Source organism: Streptomyces sp. NPDC020299 (assembly GCF_044387825.1).
In the GTDB taxonomy this organism is placed as follows: domain Bacteria; phylum Actinomycetota; class Actinomycetes; order Streptomycetales; family Streptomycetaceae; genus Streptomyces.
The window spans coordinates 415,290-438,177 of sequence record NZ_JBIRWL010000003.1; the positions used below are offsets into that span (position 1 = coordinate 415,290).

Below are 22,888 nucleotides of genomic sequence, written 5' to 3' on the forward strand. Positions count from 1 at the left end.
CGCACCTGACGACCCTCGCGGTGGCGGGGCCGGCTGGTTCACCATGGGGTGTGCGATTCGACTCCGTGCCCATGCCGGCGACCGTCGAGGCGAGACCTCGTGACAGCCGTGGCTATCCCGTGCCCGCGATCACCCCGTGGGAGGGCGACCAGCCCCAGTTCGCGCTCACCGACTACGGACGCAGCGCCGAGTGCGCGCGGCAGCGGCTGTGTTCGGTCTGTGACACCCTGATGCCCAGAGGACCGGTGTGGCGGGTGGTCGGTGCCGCGGAGAGTGCCGCGATCCGGGAGGCGCTCGCCGCCGGGCGGCCGTACCGCAACATGGCGGCGACCCTGGAGGCTCCGGGACACCGCGCGTGCATGCTCTACGCCTCGATGGTCTGCCCGTATCTGGCGCGCCCCAACGCGCGGCGGGGGCTGACGGCACAAAGCCCGGACGACATGACCGCGCATGTCGTCCGGGGCGCCGTTCGTGGGGAGATGGGTGCCGTGGTGGGGTACGGCGACTACGAGTTCGCCGTCACCAAGGCCCAGGTCCTGTTCCGTTTCCTCGATGTGGTCGAGTACCTGCCGCATGACACGGCCGACCAGCACCTGCCGGAGCTGCGGGCCGAACTCGCCCGCACGGAGGGCAGGTTGGGCGGCGGTCAGCCGCGGTAGGCGGGCAGGCCGGTGTGCGGGGAGACCTTGACGGGCGTGCCGAAGCCGTGGGCGGTCTTCGTGATGGTGTACGTACCGGTGGGGGTGCGGAAGGCGATGGTCTTGCCGCCCGGCGACCAGGTGGGCTCGGTGTAGTCGGTGGTGGCGTGGGGGGTGACGTCCTTGATGACGTTGTGGGAGCCGCCGAAGTCCTCGACGAAGAGGTGGTCGTGCCCGTGGACGGAGCGGACGAAGACGACCTCGTCGTTGTCGGGGGAGAGGGCGGGCTCGGAGCCCTTGGTCAGCGCGCCGCCCTGCTGGCGCAGGTAGTCGTCGCGGATGTAGACCTCGCCGGTGCGGGTGTTCTCGTAGACGGCCGTCCCGTAGCTGCCGCCGACGTTCGGCCAGGTGTTGTCGGTCTGGGGGACGGCGCCGTCGCCCGGGTCGCCGTTCAGGCTGATCCTGGCCGGCCTGCCGTGGTTGCTGGTGGCCTTGATGCCCTCCAGGACGGTGTGGCCGTGGATCTTGGCCGAGAAGATGAGGTTGTTCTTGGCGGGGATGTGGTTCGCCCGGTCGGCGGCGGTCACCTGCCAGGTGGGGTGGGACCAGGTCTGCCCGCCCGGGTTGGCGGCGACGGTGACGCGGTGGCTGCCGTCGGGGTCGGAGACGACGAGGTTGCCGTGCCCGTCGATGAAGGCGGCCTTGCTGCCGCCGGGGTTCCAGGCCAGGTCGCGGACGACGGTGCCGAAGTCGATGGACCTGCCGTTGACCAGGACGTGGCGGGTGCCGTCGCTGAGGGTGAGTCCCCTGGGCACGGTGAGCGTGTGGCCGGACGCGGCCGCGGCGACCATCGCGGGGCTGCCCTTGGCGTCGCCGGCGGCGGACGGAGCGGCCTTCGCGGTGGCGGCGGTGCCGCACAGGGCGAGCAGTGCGGCGGCACCCGCGGTGATGACGGCTGCGGTGCTTCGACGGTTACGAGCGGACATCGAGGTTCCCCCAGGATGTGAATGACGCCGGGACGAGGGTCTCGCGGGAACCGCCCGCCGTCCCCAGGACCTGGACCGGTCCGCTCGGCTTGCCGCCCTTCGCGATGAGGGAAGTCTTCCAACGAAGCGTGACGGGGCTGTGCGCTCACCGTCACAGCTGCGCAATAACGGGTCAAATGAGGTAAGAAAACAACAAGAATGGACGTCGTCGCACGATGCGGGCAGCGCCTTACCTCTGGGGGGTGCAGTCGTAGAGGGCGAAGCTGCCGTTGGTCCGGAGGCCGTAGGCCTTGGGCAGGATGCGGGCGCAGTGGGACTTCACCCAGGTGGTGGCGGGAGTGGTGGGGCGCTGGGAGGTGAGCAGCGCATAGCGCAGCTGGTGGGTGGTGACGAGGCTGCCGAGCTGCTTGGCGGTCGGGAAGGGGGTGCTGCCGGTGAAGCCGCCCATGACGAGGATGGGCTCGGACTTCGCGCGCAGCAGGGGCTCGGCGGTGTAGGCGGCCTGGGTGGCGAGCAGGTACTTCTCGCCGTGGCGGTGCTTGGTGAGGTAGTCGAGCAGGGCGGCGTCGCGGGCGCTGGGCTGGTCGAGCTCTCGCCTGCGCGGAGCGTGACGGGGGTGCTCGGTGTACGACTTGCCGACCGGTCCGGCCATCGGTGAGGTGGTGGCGCCCGCGTAGAGCGGGTCGAGGCTGGAGGCGGCCCAGCCGGCCGGTACGACCAGGGTGGCCGCGATCCCGGCGGCGAGGGCGGCGTGGGTCAGCCGCGGGGAGGTGCGCGGCCCGCGGCTGACCAGGCCCACCACGCCACACAGCGCGAGCATCACGGCGACCGGCAGCAGCCAGGAGACGAACCGGGTCGGCCAGTCGAGCAGCAGCGCCCACGCCGCCGTCAGCGCGATCGCCGCCGGCAGCGCGAGGTGCCGCCGGCCGGTCGCCTCCTGCTCCGTCGCCGGCTCCGTCCCGTGCTCTGCCTCTGCCTCCAGCTCCGGCGTGTACGTCGTCGGCAGCCTCAGCGCGTACGTCGTCTCCAGCTCGGGCGTGTACGTCGTCGGCAGCCTCAGCGCGAACGTCGTCTCCAGCTCCGTCTCGTGCTCCGCCTCCCGCTCCCGCTCGTGCTCCGTCGCCGGCTCCGGCTTGTGCTCCGCCTCCCGCTCCGGCGCGTACTTCGCCTCGTACTCCGAGCGGAAGAGCGCCAGGCCGGCGCCGGCCAGCGCGGCGAGCGCCGGGGCGATGACGGCCGTGTAGTAGGCGTGGTTGCCGTTGGAGACGCTGAACACCACGGCGTGCACGGCCAGCCAGCCGCCCCACAGCAGGAATCCCGCGCGCGGCAGGTCGGTTCGCGGCCGCCCGGTGCGCCGTACGACGCCCAGGACCGCGGCGAACACGGCGAGCGGCAGGAACCAGGCGACCTGCGGGCCGACCGTTTCGTTGATCAGCATGTCCCAGCCGGTGTTGCCGGTGGTGCGGCTCGCCGCGGTGCCCGCGACGGCGCCGAACGCGGTGGGATCGCTGCTGAAGCGGCTCAGGCCGTTGTAGCCAAAGACGAGGGCGAACGGATCGTTGCCGGACGTTCCGTCGAGGTACGGGCGGCTGGCGGCCGGTGTCGCCGAGGCGATCAGCATCCAGGAGCAGGAGACCGCCAGCGCGACCGCACCGCCCACCAGGACCCGCACGGCCCGGTGCAACGGCCTGCCGGGCGCGACGAGTTGGTACACGACGGCGAAGACCGGCAGCACCAGCCACGCCTGCAGCATCTTCGCCTGGAAGGCGAGCCCGACCCAGATCCCGCAGGTGATCAGCGGCAGCAGCCGCTCGGTGCGCACCGCCTTCTGCAGCGCTCCGGCCGCCGCCACCAGGAGCAGAGTGAGCGCGGTGTCCGGGATGGTGGCACGGTTGAGCGCCACGGTGACCGGGGTGAGGGTGAGCACCAGCGCGGCGACCAGTGCGGCGAAGGGACCGGCCCAGGCCCGTACGATCCGGTGCAGCAGCCATACGGTGAGCACGCCCTCGACGACCTGCGGAAGCGCTGCCGCCCAGGTGTGCGGGCCGAAGAGCCAGACGGAGACGGCGTCGGGCCAGAAGGCGCCGGGCAGCTTGTCGATGCTGATCGAGCCGGCCGCGTCGAGCCCGCCGAAGAAGAACGCCCGCCAGCTGCCGGCCATCGACCGTATCGCCGCACCGTAGAAGGGGTGGAGCGCGGCGTGCCCGATGCCCCAGGAGTACAGCACCGTGGCGAGGGCCAGCACCGCGGCGAGCGCCGGGCGCTCCCAGCGCGGGGCGTCATCAGGGCGGCCGGAGGGATGGTTCGCCGCCCCACGGTCTTGCTGCGCTCCGGTGGGCTGGGCGGAGGGGATGGCGGCGGTCATGGCAGTGGTCCTCGGATCAGCAGGTCAGGTGAGGCGGCGGTGCACACGCGACGGAGTCACAGGCGGCGGGCCGCCCGGAAGCCGCGGGCGTAGAAGTCGGTTCCGTCCAGCAGCGCGTGGCCCGACAGGTCGCCCAGGGTGGGGCCGTTGGCGGCGGAGCGGCTGGAGTAGAAGCGGTGCCGGCCCTGGTCGTCGAGGCCCATGTACATGCCGACGTGGTCGATGAAGTCCGGCCGGTCCTTGATGATGGCGAAGAAGACCAGGTCGCCGGGTTGCAGGACATCCAGGTCGGTGGCCTGCTTCGTGCCGGTGTGGTCGATGACCAGGCGGCCGGGACCGTCGGCGGCGATGGCGTAGGCGCGGCGCGGCAGACCAGGGCCCTTGGTGTTGGTGTTGTGCAGGGGGATGCCCATGCGGTAGCCCCACACCAGCCGCTGGAAGCCGGAGCAGTCGACATCGCCGTAGCGGGCCTGCTCCGGCTGCACGCGGGTGCCGTCCGGGAAGGTCCAGTCGACGCCGAGGTAGTCGTAGAAGTCGGACTGCTCGTCGTAGTAGGCGAAGTCCAGCGGGTTCTTGACCCCGGCGTTGCGCGGCCCGAAGTGCGCGGTGCCCGCGTAGCGCACGCCCTTGGCGTCGCGCTTGGCGGGCGCCCCGGCGCTGCTGTACTGGAACGCCACCGCGAAGACGTCCGGGCTCTTGTCGACGAGGGCCTTCTTGAACCAGCCCTTGAACCAGGCGGTCTTCTCCATGCCCCGCTGCCACGCGTGCGGCAGCACCCGCACCCAGGCGTCCGTGGTCACCTTGGCCTCGGTGGTCCGCGGCTCGCTGAAGCTGCGCGTGGGGCCGGTGAGTACGGCCGTACGGGCGCCGTCGGTGAACGTGGCGAGCGTGCCGCCGTCGGCGTCGCGGACCACGGTGCGGCCGGGGTCGGACAGCCGCTCGAAGGTGTGGGGCCCGGTGGCCCGGGCGCTCGGGTCACCGGCGGCCGTACCGCCGCCGTCGCCTCCGTCGTCGCTGCCGTGGCCGAGGCGGTCCCAGGCGTACCCGCCCGCCGCCCCGGCGGCCGCCACGCCCGCGATCGTCCGGAACACGGCGCGGCGAGTCGGGCGGCTGCGCCTGCCGACGGGTTCGGAGTGCATGGCCGGTCCTCCTGGAACTGTGGGGTGAACGGGGGGTGGGCAGGTGAGCCGTGGTCAGGTCAGCCGGTGGGCAGGACGCCGATCAGCAGACCGGAGATCAGCACCACGTACGTGGCCAGGGTCACCGCCGTGGTCGAGATGACCGTGGCCGCCAGCGGCTGGCGGGCCATCTGGTAGGAGACCAGGCCGGGGACGATGAAGCCAAGGGTCTGTGACGTGTACAGCAGCGGAAACTCGTGGCTGAGCGCGAGCATCACGGTGGTCTGCATCAGCACCGCGCACAGCACGACGGAGGCGAACAGCCGCTTGCCGTAGAGAATCACCGTGCGCTGCACCAGCTTCGTCAGGAAGTACGTGCCCGTCGCCACGGCGACCATCAGCCCGGCCATCCGCACGTCGGTGACGAGCGTGAGGGCGATCCAGCCCGGGGTGATCATCCCCCCGGGGGAGAGGTTGGTCGTCAGATAGCAGACGAGCGAGAAGACCAGCCCGAGGGCGATCCCGAGCGCGGCGGTCTGTGCGTTGAGATTGGCGGGGATCACGGGTTCCTCGTGGACTGGGACGGGTCGTAGGAGTGGTGCTGGTCGTCCGCGGTGTTCCGGTCTTCGGACCGGCCCTGGCGGGCGGCGGCCCGGCGGGCGAGGTCGCGCTGATCCGGGATGCGGATGGCCTGCGTCGGTGAATCCAGCGGTGCCACCCAGCTGTACGGCTCCGGCTCGGGCGGCCGGGCCACCGAGACCCGCGGCCGGGGTATGGCGAACTGCATGGTCTCCTGGTCCAGGCCGTCGCCGTCGGGGACGACGTCGAGCGGGTCCTCGGATTCGTCCAGCGGCAGCTCGGCCAGGCACTCCAGGAACAGCTCGCCCTGACCGTGGATGTTGCCGATCGCCACCAGCGAGGAGGACGGGCCGAGTTCGGCGAGGATCGCCGCGGTCAGCTCCTCGGGGTCCCGGCGGTCGCCGCCGAGGTCCACCACCCGCCCGGTGAAGCCGTCCGGGATCGCGTCGCGGGCGCTCTTGGTCGGGTGGCCGATCAGGAACACCGTCTCGGCGGCGAGGTCGGGGATGATCGCGCCCATCTGGCCGTTGCGCTCCACCCGGTCGGGGCGGCAGTTGATGACCACGCCGATCGGACGCCTGATCGCGCCCAGATCCTCCAGCTGCTTGACGTTCATCAGCGTCGACTCGGGGTCGTTGGCCGCGAAGACGTTGGCGAACCGCAGCCGCTTGCCCTCGGGGGTGACATAGCGCTCCACGGACAGCACGCCCGGGTCGGGCGGCGCGTCCCACATGCCCTGCATCGCGGTCTCCCGCTCTATGCCGAGCAGTTCGGCGACGGCGAGCGCGATCGCCACGTTCTCCTTGAAGGTGAACCAGCTGAAGCCGCGCAGTTCGGCGTCGGTCACCGTCTCCGGATCGACCGCGATCAGCCGGCAGTTCCGCTTGTCGGCCTCCTCCTGGAGGATGTGCAGCCGGTCCTTCTCGGCCGTCACGCACACCCCGCCCACCGGCATCGAGCGGGACAGCGAGCGGGCGACGTCGTCCAGCGTCGGCCCCATCTCCTCCAGATGGTCCTCGCGGACGTTGCAGAGCACGCCGATCGTGGAACGGATCAGCTTCTCCTGGTTGATCTCCTGCAGCGCCGGCATCACCGCCATGCACTCGATCACCAGCGCGTCCGGGCGGTACGTCGCCGCCCGCCGCACGATGCCGATCTGCTCGACGATGTTGGAGATGTTGAACTTGCGGTAGATCGGTTCCTCGGTGGCGTCCGGATGGATGAACCGGGCCGCGGTGCCGGTGGTCTTGGCCACCGTCACCAGACCGCCGCCGCGCAGCGCGCCCGCGCACAGCCGGGTGATCGAACTCTTGCCGCGGATGCCGTTGACCAGCACCCGCGTGGGTATCTGCTCCAGCGAGTCGAAGTGCCGCCGCTGCTCCAGGGCGCCGGCGATCCACAGTCCGGCGCAGCACAGCAGGACGATGACATAGAGGAAGAGCATGCCGATTCCGTCCTTCTACCGCTGGAGGGTGTTCTCGCGCTGGGACCGCGAGGACCCGGCGTCGGGCCCGGCGGCGGGGCCGGATCTGGCCGCCCGGTCGCGTTCCGCCAGGGTCTGGCGCACCAGCTCCAGGCCGCGGGTGACCGAGCCGATCTCGTCGTGGTTGACCGGATGCAGCACGGTGCGGCGGTCTCCGCCGGCGAGCCGCTCGACGAGCACGGCGACCGCGCGCAGCGGCCGGATCACCACGACGTGCAGCCAGCCCAGGCAGGCCGCGCCCACGGCGAGGCCCAGGATGCCGGCGAGCATGGTGCGCTGCTCGGCCTGCACCGCGGGGATCTGGAGCGCCGCCGCGGGCTCCGCGGTCACCACGTGCCAGCCGAGACGGGCGGTCGGGCCGCTCTGCGCCAGCGGCGCGGCGGCGTCGACCGACGGCCCGGAGGACGTGACGTGCACCGCCGAGGTCGCGGTGCCCGCGGTCCCCGGGGCGCCCTTGGTGGCGCGGGCGAGACGGGTCAGGCCGGAGTCGGGCAGCGACTGGAAGGCGCGGTAGCCCACGCTCGCCGCCAGCACCTTGTCGTGGCCGTCCGCCACCCAGACGCTGCCCAGCTTCGGCCTGGGCAGAATCGAGTTGAGAGCCTTCACGTCGATCTCGCCGAACAGGACCACCCCGGCCGCCGGGGCCTTGCCCTTGACGGCCCCGACCTGGGCGTAGGCGGCGATCGCCGGGATCCGGCCCGAGGTGTTGACGGTGGTGATCCCGCCGCCGTGGGGCACGTGGACGAGGGTCCGCAGCGGGCTGCCGCCCACCCTCAGCGTGATGTCCCCCGAGCGGTCCAGGAGATACAGCGAGCGGTACTGCTTGTGTGCGTCGAGGGACTGCCGCAGAACCTCGGTCTGGGCGTCCCGGCTCCGGCCCGCCAGAGACGCGGCCGCCTCGCTCAGGTCGGTGTACGACTGGTCGAGGGACTGCCGGATCCGCTGCGTCGCGATCTCGGTGCGCGCCTGCTGGTCGGCGAGGACCGCGGCCGGCACCGCGGTCGCGCTGTCCGCCCGGTTCAGCAGGAAGACCATCGGCACCGACCAGCAGGCCACGACCACCACACAGGCCACGGCCAGCGCCCGGTAGCCCGGTCCGCGCCGGGCCGGGAACTCCTGCGGGCCGCTCTCGCCGAGCAGCTGTCCGCGCAGTGCGTCCAGGGCCTGCCCGATCCGGGCCAGTTCCCCGAAGCCGTGCACCGGAACCGGCCGGGACAGCTCCGCCACCGCGGCCGGATCGTCCCCGGTCGTGCCCCGGGCCAGGCGGCCGGCGGACAGATACAGCCGCAGCAGGGGCTGCTGCACGAGGAAGTACAGCACCAGCGCGAGCAGCAGCGCGACCAGGACCAGCGCCCCGGCCGCCTCGAGCGCGAAGCCCGAGTAGTCGGCGGCGGTGGTCGTGGCCGTCACCGCGCGGGAGGTGAGCACCACCAGACCGAGGTCGTCGGTGTCGCCCGGACCGGTCGTCGAGGCGACCTGGGCCCAGCCGGCCACGGTGTGCCGGCTGCCGGTGACGGCGCCCGGCAGGCTTCCCGAGGCGTCGGTGTCGCTCCCCGAGTCGCCCGCCGCGCGGGCCGCCGCCGCGGGCAGACCGCGGTCGGCGGCGGCCCGTGACGCCTTGCCGTGGGCCGCGGTGGCGAGCGTTTTGCCGTTCGCGTCCAGCAGTTCGGCGGTGCGTCCGTCGCCGTACGCCGTGAGCGCGGGGAGCGGTTCGGAGACCACCAGCACCCACTGCCGGTCGGGCCGGCTCGGGGCCTGGTACTGGTCCTGGTCGGGGTCGTCCTGCTGGGCGGGCAGCGTGACCCGGGCGAAGTACAGCAGTTGCCGCGTGCCGCCCGACGTCACCAGCCGGGGCGGGACATCCCCGTGCCCGGACGCAGTCTTCGCGACGTCCAGCCCGGCCAGCGGCACCGTCCTGCCGCCGGTCGCCAGCAGTTTGCCGGTGCGCGCGTCGAGCAGCGCACGGCCGAGGACCGTCTTCCCGGCAGGGGTCAGCGCTTTGAGCGCGGTCGTGGGGGTCGACGTGCTCGTCGCCGGGTACGCGTGGGCCTTGCGCCGTACCGCGCTCGCCTCGGAGTCGATCGCGGTGCGCGTCGACAGCGCGGTGTCCGCGGCGATCTGCTGCTCCCCGTTCGACACGGCCTGCGGGACACCCGCGGTGTGGATGCCGGTGAGGCCGATCACTGTCAGGGCCGCGACCACCAGCAGGAGAACGACAAGTGAGGCTATCGGCGGGCGCACCCCGCCAAGTATCGGCATATCGGCACGGCGGCGGATGCGGTGCCGACGCGGCGCCCGGGATGCGGAGGGCAGGGGAGCGGGTCCTTCCTCAACTGGCGCCGAGCGCCCAAATGTTCGACAATGCGAACATTCTAGCTGCCTGCGATCACATAATCATCACAGCTTCGCCCTGTGTGTCGTACAAGACAACGAGACCCTCTGTGCGGCGGCGGCACATGCGGGATCGCCACCCCTGACGTGCCGAAGGGCGGACCCGCGAACAGGCCCGGCCCTTCGGACGTCCGGTCGGCTGTCCGGTCAGCGGACGAAAGAGATCTCCGGGTACTTGCTGGAGGTCCCGTCGAGCAGGGTGCTGTGCTTCTTGCGCAGCTGCTGGTCGAAGAAGGCGGCCAGGTAGACCCGCTGGACCTCGACCGCCCGGTTCGGGTCGATCGTGCCGTACTGCTTCTGGATCTGGTCCTGGGAGATCCCGAGCAGGCGCGCCCACTGCGGCACCAGCCACTCGTTGTCGCTGAACGACAGGTGCGCCGCGCCCTTCAGCTTGATGTCGACCTTGTACCCCTTCAGGTGCGACCACAGCGTCCGCCACGACGAGTCGTTGTTGCGGTTGTGGGAGCCGGAGCTGAAGAGCATGAAGGGCCGGTCCAGGTCCTTGCTCGGCGCCGTCCCGAAGAACTGGCCGTCCAGGTTGGCACCGGCGGCGATCCGCTTGTCGAGCTGCATGGCGGTGTCGACCGCCGCGCCGCCCAGCGACCAGCCGAACATCCCGATCCGGGACATGTCCACGTTCTTCGACAGCCCGGAGGGCAGCGTCGCGTGGCCGTAGTCCGGGTTGCTGCCAGTGCTGATCTTGCCGAGCGCGTTGATGACGAACTTGATGTCGGCCGCGCGCACCTTGAGCGTGTCCGAGGAGTGGGCGCCCGAAGGCATCCGGTTGAGCTCGAGCCGGTTGGCGGGGAACTGCACCTCGTTGGCGTCGTGGGTGTGGTCGACGTCCACGACGAGGTAGCCGCGGCTGGCGAGGTCCTGCGACAGCGCGGTGCCCATCGCGCGGTCCGAGTGCAGCCCGGTCGAGTACAGCAGGACGGGCAGCTTGCCGAGGCTGGTCTTCACCGGGGCGAGGACATGGCCCGCGGTCTTCGGCAGGGTCACCTGCTGCGGCGACAGCCCGCGCGTGCCGAGGAAGTGGGCGCCGGAGATCGACGGCATCCACGGCGCCTGATAGTGCCCGGACGTGGCGGTGGCCGGATAGAAGAGCGACACCATCAGCTCGCGCTTGCCGCCCACGTACGGATCCGTACGGGACGAGTCGACGAGGTGCAGACCGACCATGCCCACGCTGTTCGACCCGGTCGGCGCGGGCATGCTGAGCTGCACGGCCGCCGTGCGGGCGGACGTGAGCCCCTCAGGGCGTACGGACTTGTGCTGCAGCGGCAGCTCGTCGTTCTCGGGCGCCCAGGGCGTCTTCGGGTCGGGCAGGCCGGCCGAGGCCCCGGTGGCCGCAGGCTTGTCGGACGTCTTCCCGGCGGCCATCGCCGGTGTCATCCCCACGCCCAGCGCGAGGGCCAGCACACCCGCCGATCCGACCGCTCTGGCGATCACTCTACGAAGGTGGCGCGGGCGGCGTTGTCTCATGAAACCCCCTTGGTGGTCAGCGATCGTAGAACGAGCGATCGACTGCCGCATACCGTACAGCCGCAGCGATGCGCGGATGCGCGCGCACCCCGGATGCCGCCTCCAAGGGAGGTAGGTTTGGATCGAGTTCGGCGGTGATCTGCCGAAGACATGCATGCCGGGCCGGAGCACGGGGAGTCCGACCAACTCGCCCGTCCGGCCGCGGCTCGCGGAACGGGGGACCCATGACCAGGAACCAGCGTGTGCCCGCTGCGGCGGGCACGCTTGCCGTCGGCGCCGCGCTCTCCCTGAAGTAACGGCTGGAACGCCGCAGTCGTCGCGGCCGCGGACCCAGGTACCGCCGTGCCCGCAGGGACCACCAGCATGCCCAGAGCTCCATACATGTTGAGGAAACATGCGCCTAACCCGAATACGTAAGCTGCTGGTGTCAGCCGGTGCGCTGGTCCTGGCAACCGCCACGCCCGCCATCGCCGACACCCCGCCCCCGATCGCACCGTCCACCTCGGCGACATCCACACCCTCGGCGCCCGGAAACAACCAGTGGACGAGCGAAGCGGCCGAGAAGTTCTGGACATCCGAGCGGATGGCCGCGGCCACACCGGACTCTCCCCGCCCCGAGGCGCCCACCGGCTGGAAGCCCGCCGCACGCCGGTCGGCCGCGGCAGCCGCCAGGGACGGCCACTACTTCGGAGGCGTCCCCACCGTCGGCACCTTCTTCCACTACACGAGGAACCCCGCCACCGACAGACTGGAGGGGCGTTTCTGCTCGGCCAGTGTCATCGACAGCCCGCAGGGCAACGTCATCCTGACCGCCGCCCACTGCTCGGGCGGCAGCAAGGGCATGTTCGTGCCCCGCTACGACGGCGCGGCCACCAACCCCGCCCCCTACGGCCGGTTCCCGGTGCAGAAGTGGATCCGCGACTCCCGCTGGTACACGGTGGCCGGCAAGCCCACCCGTGACGCCTACTCCGACCTGGACTACGCCTTCGCCCGGGTAGGCACCAACAGTGCCGACCGCAGCCTGCAGAAGGCCGTCGGCGCCGCTCTCAAGCTCGGCCAGGTGAACGGCGACTACAGCCAGAGCGTGACCGTGGTCGGCTACCCGGGAAGCCACAACCCGAAGAACCAGCCGATCATCTGTCCCGGCGTCACAACCCGGCAGCTGCCCGGCTACCGGCAACTGCGCATGGAGTGCGGCGGCTTCTACGGAGGAACCTCCGGAAGCCCCTGGATCACCGGCCTGAACACCACGACCGGCAGCGGAACCGTGATCGGCAACCTCGGCGGCTACTACGGCGGCGGCCTGGAGAACGACAGCGACCGCATCTCCTTCGCCGTCACCTACGACAAGCGCGCCCTGGAGATCTACACCGCCGCGAAGAACAACACCGAACCGCAGAAATACCCGCGCGGCTACAGCATGTACCCCACCGGCGGCGGCCTGTGGGCCAAGGCCAGGAAGATGGCCTCCGGTGACTACGACGGCGACGGCAGGACCGACATGATCGTGGTCTGGACGGACGGCGAGGTCACCCTCTACGCCGGTGACGGCAAGGGCGGCTTCTCCGGCGAGAAGAAGATCACGAAGTCCGACACCTGGAAGAACGCCAAGGTCATCGCCGGAGGCGACTTCACCGGCGACGACTTCTCCGACCTCGTGGTGGTCTGGGTGGACGGCGAAGTCACCCTCTACGCCGGCGACGGCCGGGGAGGATTCGCCAAGGAGACGCAGCTCCAGAAGCCCAACGACACCTGGCGGAACGCCGTCCAGATCACGGCCGGACGCTACAGCGACAACAAGCGGACCGACGACCTCATGGTCCGCTGGGTCGACGGGGAACTCTCCCTCTACACCGACGTCGACGGCCGGGGCCTCCTCCACGAGCACAAGCTCAAGGACCCCAACGACACCTGGAAGCACGCCACGATCCTCACCGCCGGCAACTTCACCGGCGGCCCCGACTGGGACGTGATCGTGCGCTGGTCGGACGGCGAGCTCTCGCTCTACCGCGACGCGAGCCCCTCCAGTGTGGGAACGGAAGTCCGGATGCTGTCCTCTAACCAGCTGTGGACCCACGCCTCCGTCATGACCGCGGGCGCCTACACGCCGGGCGAGCCCAACGACCTGCTGGTGCGTTGGTCGGACGGTGAGACCACCCTCTACACCGACACCTCCACCACCCTCGGCCGTGCACACATGCTCGTTCCCCCCAAGGCCGCCTGACCCCTCCTCCGACCCCTCCCAGGAAGGCGAGGTACGCGCGATGTACGTGCCGATGTACGTGCGCACCGCAGCGACCGCTCTCGCCGCGACCGTCATCGCCCTCACGGGCTCCCACACAGCCTCGGCGGCGGACGGTCCGGGCCTGAGCATCAGCATCCGCGACCACGACAGCGACAGCACCGCGGACGGCCCCCTGCGGCAGGGCGCGCCCGTCGTGGTCACGTCCGACGTCGACCTGACCTCCCTGGCCGTGGACGGCAACGGCAGCTTCACCGTCAAGTCTCCGGCGTTCACCAAGGACGTGGCCATGGAGATGCGGAAGAACAGCTTCGGGGAGGGCTTCGGCACCATCAGCTGCGACATCAAGCCGGGTAGCTACCCGGTCGACATCGGCGGGCAGCACGAGAAGTCAGCGGCGATCGGCGACCGGGGTCACCTGACCATCACGGTCAAGGACGACAACGACCAGTACTGCGAGCAGGCAGCCGGTTCCTCCACCCACACCGCCACCATCGCCGCAGCCGCCGCCGGCAGTGCGCTGCTCCTCACCGCCGCCGGCTACACCGCCGTACGCCGCCGGAAAACCAGGAACACCTGACCCCGACAGCCCCGGGGGCCGCCGCCATCCCACGGCGGCCCCCGCGTCCGGGTGACATGTGAGCAGGCAGCTGCGCTGGATACTTCTCGACCGGGGCGGACCAGCCCCCCACGCGCACGGTTCCCCATATTGAGTCGGCTCACAGCTCCAATTGGTTCCCGCGTTTTCGCGAATTCTGGAGGCATTTGAAGCGCAAGTGGCGCGCTGCGCGGCACCGTTGGCAAATGCGCGCCTGGGCCGACGAGCGAAGTGATTTCTTCCCGGTGACGGGGTACGTCCTGGGTGCCTTCCGTACGGTAGGCAGGGAGAGCGGACTTCGAAAACCCGGAGACGTCATGACGCCAGAGATAGAGAACGCTTTCGCGGCGATCAGGAGTGAGTACGGATCGGACTCGATCAGCAGGGTCGAGGAGATGATGCAATCCGGGAAGCAGCAGCGGCATCCGTTACAGAAGGGTGCCAAGTGGATCCTGCCGGGTATTTCGCAGCGGCCGTGGCACGACCCGTACGGGCACCCGGAGTTGGCGCCGGTGGTGCATGCCTTCGAGGCGAATCACGCCGCTGTCAGGAAGGAGTTGGAGAGCACCTGGGCCGAGCGTAGGGCCGTGTTCTCCGATTACGAGCACTACCTCACGCGCCAGTCGGACTGGCAGGCGCTCTATCTCTTCCGCAGGGGCGGCCTGGTGAGCGAGTCGGCGGACACGGTGCCGACCGCGTTCGACGTGCTGAAGCGTGAGGCGGTCGACACCGGGAAGCTGTGCCCGCTGCTGGAGTGTCACTTCTCGACCCTGCTCCCCGGTGCGGCCATCGACCCTCACTGCGACCTGTGGAACTTCAGCATCAACCTGCACCTGGCGGTCGACATCCCCGAGGACTGTGGCATCACGGTCGCGGGGGAGACCCGCTCGTGGGAGGAGGGCAAGTGCCTGCTGTTCGACTACTCCTTCGAGCACGAGGCGTGGAACCGGGGCACCCGCCCGCGTACCTGTCTTCTGGTCGACCTGTGGCACCCGGAGACCACCGTCCCGGAACGGAAGGCGCTCGTCGTGCTCATCACCGAGATCCGCAAACTGATGGGTGAGGGGTGAGCGACTTGCGCCCTCCGGCCGGCTACGACTGTGCCGGGACGGCCACCGCGTCGACGGTTATCTGACCTGACGTCCGGAACCACAGGTCGACGCGGATCCTGTTGCCCACGCTCAGCAGCGGCGGGTCGGGCACCATCACGTCGACGGTGAACGGGGTCATGCGTACTTCGCTGCGGGCCGGGATGGCGAGGGAGCCGGTCGGCTCCATGTGGCCGACGCCGTTCTTCGAGACGTTCCGGCCGAGCATGGCGATCCGCAGCGAGGGCGACGAGACGGAGGTCAGCGTGTCCCCGGCGGCCCCGGTGTTCCTGATGTCGAAGAAGGCCGCGGTGCTCGCGTTGTTGAGGGGTACGAAGATGCGGCCGTTGCTGACACTGATCCGTGCCGCGGGTTCGCCGGCGGCTCCCGTCGAGGTGTAGGCGGTCAGGAGCAGGAGGGCCGCCGTGCAGGCGATGACGGGTACCAGGGCGGCGCGCAGGGCGCCGGTGGTGCGGCTGCGCCAGGCCGGCGCGGAGATATCGGGGGAGGCGTCGGGCGTCGTACTCATCGAACTGCCTCCAGAGCGGGAGCGGTGCCCGTTCTCGTGGCACGGCCGGGCCGACTCGCCGTGGGTGAAAAGGCCCGCAGGCGCAGGCTGTTGGCGACCACGATGACGGAGCTGGCGGACATCGCCACAGCGGCGAACATCGGGTTGAGCCAGCCGGTCGCGGCCAGCGGCACGGTGACGACGTTGTAGCCGAAGGCCCAGGCGAGGTTGGCGCGGATGGTGGTCAGCGTCCGGCGGGTGAGGCGTACGGCGGCCACGACCGCCTGCATGTCCTCGCGCACCAGGGTGATGTCGGCGGCCCCGATCGCCGCGTCGGTACCGCCGCCCATGGCGATACCCAGGTCGGCGGATGCCAGGGCGGCGGCGTCGTTGACTCCGTCGCCGATGACGGCCACGCGGCACCCGTCCGCCCTCAGCCGGGCGACGATGTCGGCCTTCCCCTCCGGGGTGACGCCGGCATGCACCTCCTCGATGCCGACCTGTTCGGCGACGGCCCGCGCGGCGGCCGGGCCGTCGCCGGTGACGAGGATCGGCTCGATGCCCAGCTTGCGCAGCTGCCGTACGGCCGCGTACCCGTCGGGCCGCAGGGTGTCGCCGACGGCCAGGACGGCGATGGGCCGACCGTCGATCTCGACGATCACCCCGGTACGCGCGGCGGTCTCCGCTCGGTCGAGAGCCTGTTGAAGCGTGTCCGGCAACTGGGTGTCGGTCCGCCGGCGCCCCACGAAGACCTGCCGGCCGTCGACGGTGCCGCTCACGCCCGTGCCGGCCTCGGCACGGAACCCGGTCACCGGCGGCAGCTTTCCCTCAGGGGCAGCCTGGCGTGCTGCGGTGACGACGGCCCGGCCGATGGGATGCTCCGAGCCGTACTCGACCGCCCCGGCCAGGCGCAGTACCTCGTCAGCCGACACTCCCTCGGCCACGGTCGTCTCGGCCGGCGTCATGCGTCCCGTGGTCAGGGTGCCCGTCTTGTCGAACACGATCGTGTCGATGCCCTGGAGCCGCTCAAGGGCCTCCGGGCCCCGGATGAGCACCCCCAGCTGCGCGCCGCGTCCGGTCGCCGCCATGAAGGCGGTCGGTGTGGCCAGCCCGAGCGCGCAGGGGCAGGCCACGACGAGGACGGCGACCGCCGCCGTCACGGCCGTCCCGCCGTCCGCTCCGGCGCCGAGCCAGAAGCCGAGGACGGTGCACGCCACGGTGACGATGACCGGTACGAAGACGCCGGCCACGGTGTCGGCGAGTCGCTGCATCCGGGCCTTGCCCGCCTGGGCGTCGGTCACCAGCTGGGTGATGCGGGCGAGCTGGGTGTCCGCACCGACCGCCGTGGCGCGGACGACCAGCAGCCCCCCGGCGTTGACGGCGGCGCCCACCACCGCCGAACCGGGGCCGACTTCGACCGGGGCGCTCTCGCCGGTCACCAGCGACAGGTCCAGGGCCGAGTTCCCCTCGGTCACGACCCCGTCCGTAGCGACCTTCTCGCCCGGCCGCACCACGAACTCGTCGCCGAGCCGCAGTTCGGAGACGGGGATACGGCGGCCTTGGCCACTGTCCTTCAACTCGACATCCTTGACACCGAGTTCGGCGAGGGCGCGCAGCGCCGATCCGGTGCCGCGCTTGGCGCGGTCCTCCAGATAGCGGCCCGCCAGCACGAAGAGCGGCACGCTCACCGCGGCCTCCAGGTACAGGTGTGCGCTCCCGGCGTCCGCCCCGGGCAGGACGCTGAAGGGCATCCGCATGCCGGGCTGCCCCGCTCCGCCGAAGGTGAGCGCGTACGTGGACCAGGCGAAGGAGGCCAGTACGCCGAGCGAGACCAGGGTGTCCATGGTCGCCGTGGCGTGCCGAAGTCCCTTGAACGCCCGCTGGTGGAAGGGCCAGGCGCTCCAACCCACCACCGGCGCGGCGAGGTTGAAGCACAGCCACTGCCAGTGGTTGAACTGCAGGGCCGGGACCATGGACAGCACGAGGACGGGCAGGGAGAGCGCCGCGGTGATCAGCAGCCGGTCGCGCTCGTCGAGAGGCGCGGTGCCCTTTGAGCCGGCGTCGAGGGCTTCCTCGTTCTCCGGTTCCGCCGGCGGGAGTCCGGCGGTGTAGCCGGCCTTCTCCACCACTGAGATGAGCTGCTCCGGGGAGACCGACCGGGGGTGGGAGACCCGGGCTCGGCCCGTGGCCAGGTTGACCGACGCCGTCACGCCCTCCACGCGGCCCAGTTTCTTCTCGACCCGCCCCACGCAGGCGGCGCAGGTCATTCCGCCCACCAGCAGGTCGGTGGTCAGCGCGGTGCCGTCCTCCGCTGCCCGGCGATCAGTGCCCGTCATCGGCGCACCACCGCCACCTCAGCGACAGCGCCCAAGCCATGCATGTCCATCCCCGGCTCCTGGTTCTGCTCTGCCGGCACGGTTCTGTGCATCCCCGGAGCCACTGGTCCGGCCATGCGTCCGGCGCCGTAGGACAGCCCGGTCAAGGCGGCGAGGAGGACGACGAACCCGATCAGCGCCGGGGGTACGGGAAGACGACGTGTGGAACTTTCCATGGCTCCATACGGTAGGGGGGTATCGGTCGGATGACTGGCTTCGGCCGTGTGATCAAAAACTTCAGTGTCGCCGGGAACTGAAAGTGCCCGCCATCCGACTCCTTATTAGTGGGGGATTTCCATGGCTTTCCAAATAGCGCACTCTGCATCGGCCGGAACGATATCGAAGGCGACGTCAACTGGATTATTAAGGTGATGGAATCAGCCATCCATGAAGCCGCAGGGATCGGCTTGAAAGGCTGGAACCTGAGGACCCGTCTGGCCGACCTGTCGAATGGGGCAGCGTATTCTCCGCTGCCCGGGCGTGGGCCCGTCATGGTCCGCGAGTGGCAAAAATGGGTGGTCACCTGCGATTTCCTTTGCATGGCCGTACCGGCACCCACGCCTGCAATTTCAGATTTCAAGGAACAGGTGAGCGATTCCGGCAACCGGGTCGCAAGCCAGTCCGAAACTGAGGGGAGAGTGCTTGTGGTGGCGCGCGGAAGTGAGCCACGATCCTGGGGTGAGCCGCCGTCCTGATTCATGAGGACGGATTCTTAGGGGGAGCGGTTGCGCAATGCCTGCAGTGGAATCACCGTCCATACCGTCACGACAACGCCTCGGACTGCCGCTACTCGTGCTGGCCGCCGCGCAACTGGTCATCTCGCTCGACTACAACATCGTCTACGTCGCCCTTCCCCGCATCGGCAGCGGCCTGGGCTTCTCCGGGCAGGATCTGCAGTGGGTGGTCAGCGCCTATGTCGTGACCACCGGAGGGTTCCTGCTCCTCGGCGGGCGAGCGACCGATCTCCTGGGCCGACGCCGGATCTTCGTCGTCGCCGCCCTGTTGTACGCGGTCTCCTCGTTGATCGGCGGCCTGTCGGAGTCGGCGGGCGTGCTGGTCGCGGTGCGCGCGGTGCAGGGCATCGGCGGTTCGCTGCTGTTCCCTGCCGCCCTGTCGCTGATCAACACGCTGTACGACGAAGGCCCCAGCCGTAACCGGGCGCTGGCCGCCTGGGGGGCCGCCGGAGCCGGAGGGCTGTGCTTCGGTTCGCTGCTCGGCGGGGTGCTCGTGGACGCCTTCGGCTGGCCGGCGGTCTTCCTGGTCAATGTCCCGATCGCCGGCGTGATCGCGCTGGCCGGCGCGATCCTGTTCCCCGCGGACGGGCCGCTGCCCCGGCAGCGGGACTTCGACCTCCCCGGCGCTCTGACCGCCACCGTGGGCATCACCCTGCTCGTCTTCGTCCTCATCCACGCGCCGGAGGCCGGCTGGGACAGCCGTACCGTCCTGATCTGTGCCGTCCTGTCCGTGGTCTCGCTCTCGCTCTTCCCGCTCGTGGAAAGGCGAGTCGGCGCCCCGCTGACCCCCGGGCACCTCTTCGGGCACCGCGGACTGCTCGGCGCCATGGCGTTGACCGCGCTGTTCAGCGCCACCTTCAGCTCGGTGCCGTACTTCCTGACCCTCTACTTCCAAACGGTGCACGGCTACAGCGCGATGGCCACCGGAACCGCCTTCCTGGTACCAGCACTTGTCGTGGCCGCCGGCACGAAGGCGGGCGAGCGGGCCGTCTCCGGACTGGGCCTGCGCGCCACGCTGCTCGGCGGCATGGCAGTGGGAGGAGTCGGCGCGCTGCTGCTGGCGCTTGCTCTCAGCGGCCACGGCTCCTACGTGCGCCTGCTGCCCGGCATCGTGCTGCTGAGCCTGGGGCAGGGGGCGACCTGGACCGGCATGTGGATCGCGGCCTCCACCGGCATTCCCGCCGCGGACCAGGGTGTCGCGTCCGGGCTCGCCTCGACCACGCTGCAGGTGGGCGGTGCCGTAGGACTGGCCGTTCTGGTCGCCGTCGCCGGCACCGGGAGCCACGGCCTGACCGCGAGCGGCCTGCTCGACGGGATCCGTGCGGCCGTGTACGTCATCACGGCCGGCATCTGCCTCGGTGCCGTCGCCCTGCTGCCCTTTCGGCGGCGCGCGGCTCGCTGACGGCCAGTCACCGCAGCCGCCGTACAACCGCGCGGGTCCAATCCGCCCACATCTGGACACCCCCACCTAGGAGCCCTTGTGTCCACCACGATTGACCGACCGCTTGGTATCTCGATCCCGCCACCGGCTGAACGGGCCGCAGTCCTGTGCGGACTGGCCGGTTGGCTGCCGCCACGAGTCGTCACCAACGAAGAGCTCTCCCAGCGGCTCGACACCACCGACGCCTGGATACGCACTCGTACCGGAATCGGCCGGCGCCACTTCGCCGACCCCGGACAGGCCACCTCCGACCTTGCGGTGGAGGCGGGCCGCAGGGCGCTCGGCTCCGCGGGCCGGGATCACGTGGATGCCGTGATCGTCACCACGACGACCCCGGACCGATCCTGCCCGGCCACCGCTCCGCTCGTGGCCAGCAGGCTCGGCCTGACGGGAGCGGCGGCCTTCGACGTCGGCGCCGTGTGCACCGGGTTCGTCTACGGCCTGGCCTCGGCGGCGAGCCTGATCACGGCCCGGGTGGCCGAGAGCGTGCTGCTGATCGGTGCTGACACCTACTCCACCATCGTCGATCCGGGTGACCGCACCAACGCGATCATCTTCGGGGACGGAGCCGGAGCGGTGGTCCTGCGCGCCGGCGATGCCGAAGAGCCCGGCGCCGTCGGCCACTTCGACCTCGGCAGCGACGGCACTGGCGAAGAACTGATCATGGTGGCCGCCGGCGGCTCCCGGCAGCGCTCCGCGCCCGGCCCGGTCGAGCCGCAGAATCGTCACTTCGCCATGCGTGGCAAGGAGGTATACCGCCACGCGGTCTCCCGCATGGCGGATTCCGCCCGCGCCACCCTCACGCTGGCCGACCGCAAGGTCGACGAAGTCGACCACCTCGTCCCTCACCAGGCCAACCTGCGCATCCTGCGCACGGTGGCGGACGACCTCGGACTGCCCGCGGAACGACTGGTCACCAACGTCGAGTCCGTGGGCAACACCGGTGCCGCATCCATCCCGCTGGCGCTGGCGGACGCGGCTGCCGAGCACACCATCCGGCCGGGTGAGCGCGTCCTGCTCACCGCGTTCGGCGGCGGCCTCACCTGGGGGTCCTGCCTCCTGACCTGGCCCGCCCTGCCCCGTACCGCCCACCCGCGCGACTCAGGAGGAATGCAGGAGCCATGAGCACCACCTACGACCAACTGGTCGAGATCGTCACGAAGCTCCACGACGCACCCGCGGACCGGATCAGTCCGGACATCACCTTCGCCGAGCTCGACGTCGACTCGTTGACCCTCGTCGAGATCAGCATCCGCATCGAGCGCGACCTCGGCGTCCGCATCGACGACAACGAGCTTCAGGAAGACCTCACCCTCGCCGCCACCACCGAGCTCATCGATTCGAAGCTCGCCCAGTAGCCCGTCCATCACCACCCCAGCCTTTTAACACCCCGGCCCTTAACACCCCACAGAGAGCAGGGACCATGGAGATCACGGAACGCATCGGGCAGGACATCGGCGCGACCGTCGCAGGGTTCGACCACGCCGCCGCCTCGCAGGACGACGTCGCGGCCATCAAGGCGGCGGTCTACACCAAGAAGATCGTCGTCCTGAAGGGCCAGGATCTGACACCCCAGCAGTTCCTCGAACTGGGCAGGCTGTTCGGCCGGCCGGAGACGTACTACGAGCCGATGTACAAGCACCCCGAGGTGGAGGAGATATTCGTCTCCTCGAACGTGCCCAAGGACGGCAAGCAGATCGGCGTGCCGAAGACCGGGAAGTTCTGGCACGCCGACTACCAGTTCATGCCCGACCCCTTCGGCCTCACCTTCATCTACCCGCAGGTCATCCCGGAGAAGAACCGGGGCACCTACTTCATCGACATGGGCAAGGCGTACGAGGCGCTCCCCGAGGACCTGAAGAAGGAAGCGGCGGGGACCTTCGCCGAACACTCGGTGCGCAAGTACTTCAAGATCCGCCCCACGGACGTCTACCGGCCGCTCTCCGAGGTCGTCGAAGAGGTCGACGCGAAGACCCCGCCGGTGGTCAAGCCCACCACCTTCACACACCCGATGACCGGCGAGACCGTCCTGTACATCAGTGAGGGCTTCACGCTCGGGCTGCAGGACGAGGAGGGCAAGCCGCTGGAGACGGACCTGCTCCACCGGCTCTTCGCGGCCACCGGCCAGCTGGACGACGACTTCACCCACGCCAACATCCACCTGCAGACCTTCGAGAAGGGCGACCTGCTGGTCTGGGACAACCGCAGCCTCATCCACCGGGCCCGGCACACCACCACCCCGGAGCCCACCGTCTCCTTCCGGGTGACCGTGCACGACGAGCGCAAGCTCTACGACGAGGTCGCGTGATGGCCGTACGAAGTCCCCTGCAGCAGCATCCGTTACGGGACTACGAGTCCGACGAGGAACTCCTGCCCCAGGTACTGCGGCCGTACAAGGCGCACTGCAAGTACCTGCAGTCCGCGAAGGTGAGCACCCGGACGGGCCTGGTGTCCGCGCGCTGCGAGCTGGCGATCCCGGAGTCCTGCTACATCGACGACACCGGCCATCTCAACGCCGTCGAGGTCAACATCAGCTACAACCAGATGATGTACTACGCCGTCGCCAAGACGGTGAAGGAAGGGCTGCTGGACGAGTTCACCGGCTGGACCCTGGACGACTACTGGCGTCACCAGCTGCCCGACATCCTCATCGCCCGGTTCAGCGGCAACTTCCGGCGTCCGATCAACGCCCGCTCCTTCTCGGGGGAGATCGAGTTCCTCTCCGTGGAGCGGCGATCGCCGGGCGGGGAGCCGCTGCTCGTCGCCGACACGGCCTACCGGTACTGGGACGACGCGGGTGGCCGGTGCGACGGCACCGTGAAGCTCGCGTTCGTCAACGCCCCCTGACCAGCGACCG

The 22,888-nt window shown here is 70.3% G+C and carries 19 protein-coding genes; 10 read left to right on the forward strand and 9 right to left on the reverse strand.

Features of this window, described 5'->3' with window-relative positions:
• Positions 1–50 precede the first annotated feature (50 nt).
• Positions 51–659 (forward strand): hypothetical protein, encoded by a 609-nt coding sequence (locus ACH45E_RS09800; RefSeq protein ID WP_399040352.1) that lies wholly within the window; start codon positions 51–53, stop codon positions 657–659.
• On the opposite strand, the gene ACH45E_RS09805 is transcribed toward ACH45E_RS09800, so the two are convergent.
• From ACH45E_RS09805 to ACH45E_RS09835, 7 genes are all read right to left on the reverse strand, one after another.
• Positions 647–1,624, reverse strand: a complete 978-nt coding sequence (locus tag ACH45E_RS09805; RefSeq protein ID WP_361442482.1) for a hypothetical protein — start codon at positions 1,622–1,624, stop codon at positions 647–649. The genes ACH45E_RS09800 and ACH45E_RS09805 overlap by 13 nt on opposite strands.
• Positions 1,625–1,853: 229 nt before the next feature.
• Positions 1,854–3,989, reverse strand: coding sequence for a glycosyltransferase family 39 protein (locus ACH45E_RS09810; protein WP_361442485.1), 2,136 nt, complete (start codon positions 3,987–3,989; stop codon positions 1,854–1,856).
• A gap of 56 nt (positions 3,990–4,045) precedes the next feature.
• Positions 4,046–5,128: an NlpC/P60 family protein gene (locus ACH45E_RS09815; protein WP_361442488.1), complete on the reverse strand. Its 1,083-nt coding sequence runs from the start codon at positions 5,126–5,128 to the stop codon at positions 4,046–4,048.
• A gap of 59 nt (positions 5,129–5,187) precedes the next feature.
• Positions 5,188–5,670, reverse strand: a complete 483-nt coding sequence (locus ACH45E_RS09820; RefSeq protein WP_361442491.1) for a poly-gamma-glutamate biosynthesis protein PgsC/CapC — start codon at positions 5,668–5,670, stop codon at positions 5,188–5,190.
• Positions 5,667–7,130: a poly-gamma-glutamate synthase PgsB gene (pgsB, locus tag ACH45E_RS09825; protein ID WP_361442494.1), complete on the reverse strand. Its 1,464-nt coding sequence runs from the start codon at positions 7,128–7,130 to the stop codon at positions 5,667–5,669. The genes ACH45E_RS09820 and pgsB overlap by 4 nt, the downstream gene beginning before the upstream one ends.
• Before the next feature lie 15 nt (positions 7,131–7,145).
• On the reverse strand, positions 7,146–9,410 hold the full coding sequence (locus tag ACH45E_RS09830) for a HAMP domain-containing protein (RefSeq protein ID WP_361442497.1): 2,265 nt from the start codon (positions 9,408–9,410) through the stop codon (positions 7,146–7,148).
• A 297-nt stretch (positions 9,411–9,707) separates the two neighbouring features.
• Positions 9,708–11,012 carry a hydrolase gene (locus tag ACH45E_RS09835; RefSeq protein ID WP_361442500.1) on the reverse strand — a complete coding sequence of 435 codons (1,305 nt, stop codon included), beginning with the start codon at positions 11,010–11,012 and terminating at the stop codon, positions 9,708–9,710.
• Between the two features lie 457 nt (positions 11,013–11,469).
• Between ACH45E_RS09835 and ACH45E_RS09840 the strand changes: the two genes are divergently transcribed.
• The 3 genes from ACH45E_RS09840 to ACH45E_RS09850 all read left to right on the forward strand — a co-directional run bounded on the left by ACH45E_RS09840 (position 11,470) and on the right by ACH45E_RS09850 (position 14,955).
• A complete protein-coding gene (locus tag ACH45E_RS09840; protein ID WP_361442503.1) occupies positions 11,470–13,269 on the forward strand; it encodes a VCBS repeat-containing protein in 1,800 nt (599 codons plus the stop codon).
• A gap of 40 nt (positions 13,270–13,309) precedes the next feature.
• The gene (locus ACH45E_RS09845; RefSeq protein ID WP_361442506.1) at positions 13,310–13,867 is read left to right on the forward strand and encodes a hypothetical protein; all 558 of its coding nucleotides are present in this window, start codon (positions 13,310–13,312) and stop codon (positions 13,865–13,867) included.
• 335 nt (positions 13,868–14,202) lie between these two features.
• Entirely contained in the window at positions 14,203–14,955 is a 753-nt protein-coding gene (locus tag ACH45E_RS09850) for an aspartyl/asparaginyl beta-hydroxylase domain-containing protein (RefSeq protein WP_361442508.1), read from the forward strand.
• Positions 14,956–14,977: 22 nt separating this feature from the next.
• Here the strand turns inward: ACH45E_RS09850 and ACH45E_RS09855 are convergent, their stop codons facing one another.
• Together ACH45E_RS09855 and ACH45E_RS09860 are read right to left on the reverse strand one after the other, a co-directional pair.
• Positions 14,978–15,502, reverse strand: a complete 525-nt coding sequence (locus tag ACH45E_RS09855) for a copper chaperone PCu(A)C (protein WP_361442510.1) — start codon at positions 15,500–15,502, stop codon at positions 14,978–14,980.
• Entirely contained in the window at positions 15,499–17,817 is a 2,319-nt protein-coding gene (locus tag ACH45E_RS09860) for a heavy metal translocating P-type ATPase (protein WP_361442513.1), read from the reverse strand. The genes ACH45E_RS09855 and ACH45E_RS09860 overlap by 4 nt, the downstream gene beginning before the upstream one ends.
• A gap of 323 nt (positions 17,818–18,140) precedes the next feature.
• Here ACH45E_RS09860 and ACH45E_RS09865 point away from each other — a divergent pair, with 323 nt between their 5' ends.
• The 6 genes from ACH45E_RS09865 (at position 18,141) to ACH45E_RS09890 (ending at position 22,878) form a co-directional block, all read left to right on the forward strand.
• Entirely contained in the window at positions 18,141–18,551 is a 411-nt protein-coding gene (locus ACH45E_RS09865; RefSeq protein WP_361442516.1) for a hypothetical protein, read from the forward strand.
• Between the two features lie 37 nt (positions 18,552–18,588).
• Positions 18,589–19,992: an MFS transporter gene (locus ACH45E_RS09870; RefSeq protein ID WP_361442519.1), complete on the forward strand. Its 1,404-nt coding sequence runs from the start codon at positions 18,589–18,591 to the stop codon at positions 19,990–19,992.
• Positions 19,993–20,070: 78 nt separating this feature from the next.
• Entirely contained in the window at positions 20,071–21,156 is a 1,086-nt protein-coding gene (locus ACH45E_RS09875; protein WP_361442522.1) for a beta-ketoacyl-ACP synthase III, read from the forward strand.
• On the forward strand, positions 21,153–21,389 hold the full coding sequence (locus ACH45E_RS09880; RefSeq protein WP_361442525.1) for an acyl carrier protein: 237 nt from the start codon (positions 21,153–21,155) through the stop codon (positions 21,387–21,389). Before ACH45E_RS09875 ends, ACH45E_RS09880 begins: the two co-directional genes overlap by 4 nt.
• A gap of 65 nt (positions 21,390–21,454) precedes the next feature.
• Positions 21,455–22,339: a TauD/TfdA family dioxygenase gene (locus ACH45E_RS09885; RefSeq protein ID WP_361442528.1), complete on the forward strand. Its 885-nt coding sequence runs from the start codon at positions 21,455–21,457 to the stop codon at positions 22,337–22,339.
• The gene (locus ACH45E_RS09890; RefSeq protein ID WP_361442531.1) at positions 22,339–22,878 is read left to right on the forward strand and encodes an FcoT family thioesterase; all 540 of its coding nucleotides are present in this window, start codon (positions 22,339–22,341) and stop codon (positions 22,876–22,878) included. The genes ACH45E_RS09885 and ACH45E_RS09890 overlap by 1 nt, the downstream gene beginning before the upstream one ends.
• Positions 22,879–22,888: the final 10 nt, after the last annotated feature.

Bases quoted from the DNA above. Each gene is read 5' to 3' on its own strand.
- ACH45E_RS09850 (WP_361442508.1), top strand. From the start codon at position 14,203: ATGACGCCAGAGATAGAGAACGCTTTCGCGGCGATCAGGAGTGAGTAC.
- ACH45E_RS09880 (WP_361442525.1), top strand. From the start codon at position 21,153: ATGAGCACCACCTACGACCAACTGGTCGAGATCGTCACGAAGCTCCAC.
- ACH45E_RS09870 (WP_361442519.1), top strand. From the start codon at position 18,589: ATGCCTGCAGTGGAATCACCGTCCATACCGTCACGACAACGCCTCGGA.
- ACH45E_RS09845 (WP_361442506.1), top strand. From the start codon at position 13,310: ATGTACGTGCCGATGTACGTGCGCACCGCAGCGACCGCTCTCGCCGCG.
- ACH45E_RS09890 (WP_361442531.1), top strand. From the start codon at position 22,339: ATGGCCGTACGAAGTCCCCTGCAGCAGCATCCGTTACGGGACTACGAG.
- ACH45E_RS09805 (WP_361442482.1), bottom strand. From the start codon at position 1,624: ATGTCCGCTCGTAACCGTCGAAGCACCGCAGCCGTCATCACCGCGGGT.
- ACH45E_RS09815 (WP_361442488.1), bottom strand. From the start codon at position 5,128: ATGCACTCCGAACCCGTCGGCAGGCGCAGCCGCCCGACTCGCCGCGCC.
- ACH45E_RS09860 (WP_361442513.1), bottom strand. From the start codon at position 17,817: ATGACGGGCACTGATCGCCGGGCAGCGGAGGACGGCACCGCGCTGACC.
- ACH45E_RS09810 (WP_361442485.1), bottom strand. From the start codon at position 3,989: ATGACCGCCGCCATCCCCTCCGCCCAGCCCACCGGAGCGCAGCAAGAC.
- pgsB (WP_361442494.1), bottom strand. From the start codon at position 7,130: ATGCTCTTCCTCTATGTCATCGTCCTGCTGTGCTGCGCCGGACTGTGG.
- ACH45E_RS09885 (WP_361442528.1), top strand. From the start codon at position 21,455: ATGGAGATCACGGAACGCATCGGGCAGGACATCGGCGCGACCGTCGCA.
- ACH45E_RS09855 (WP_361442510.1), bottom strand. From the start codon at position 15,502: ATGAGTACGACGCCCGACGCCTCCCCCGATATCTCCGCGCCGGCCTGG.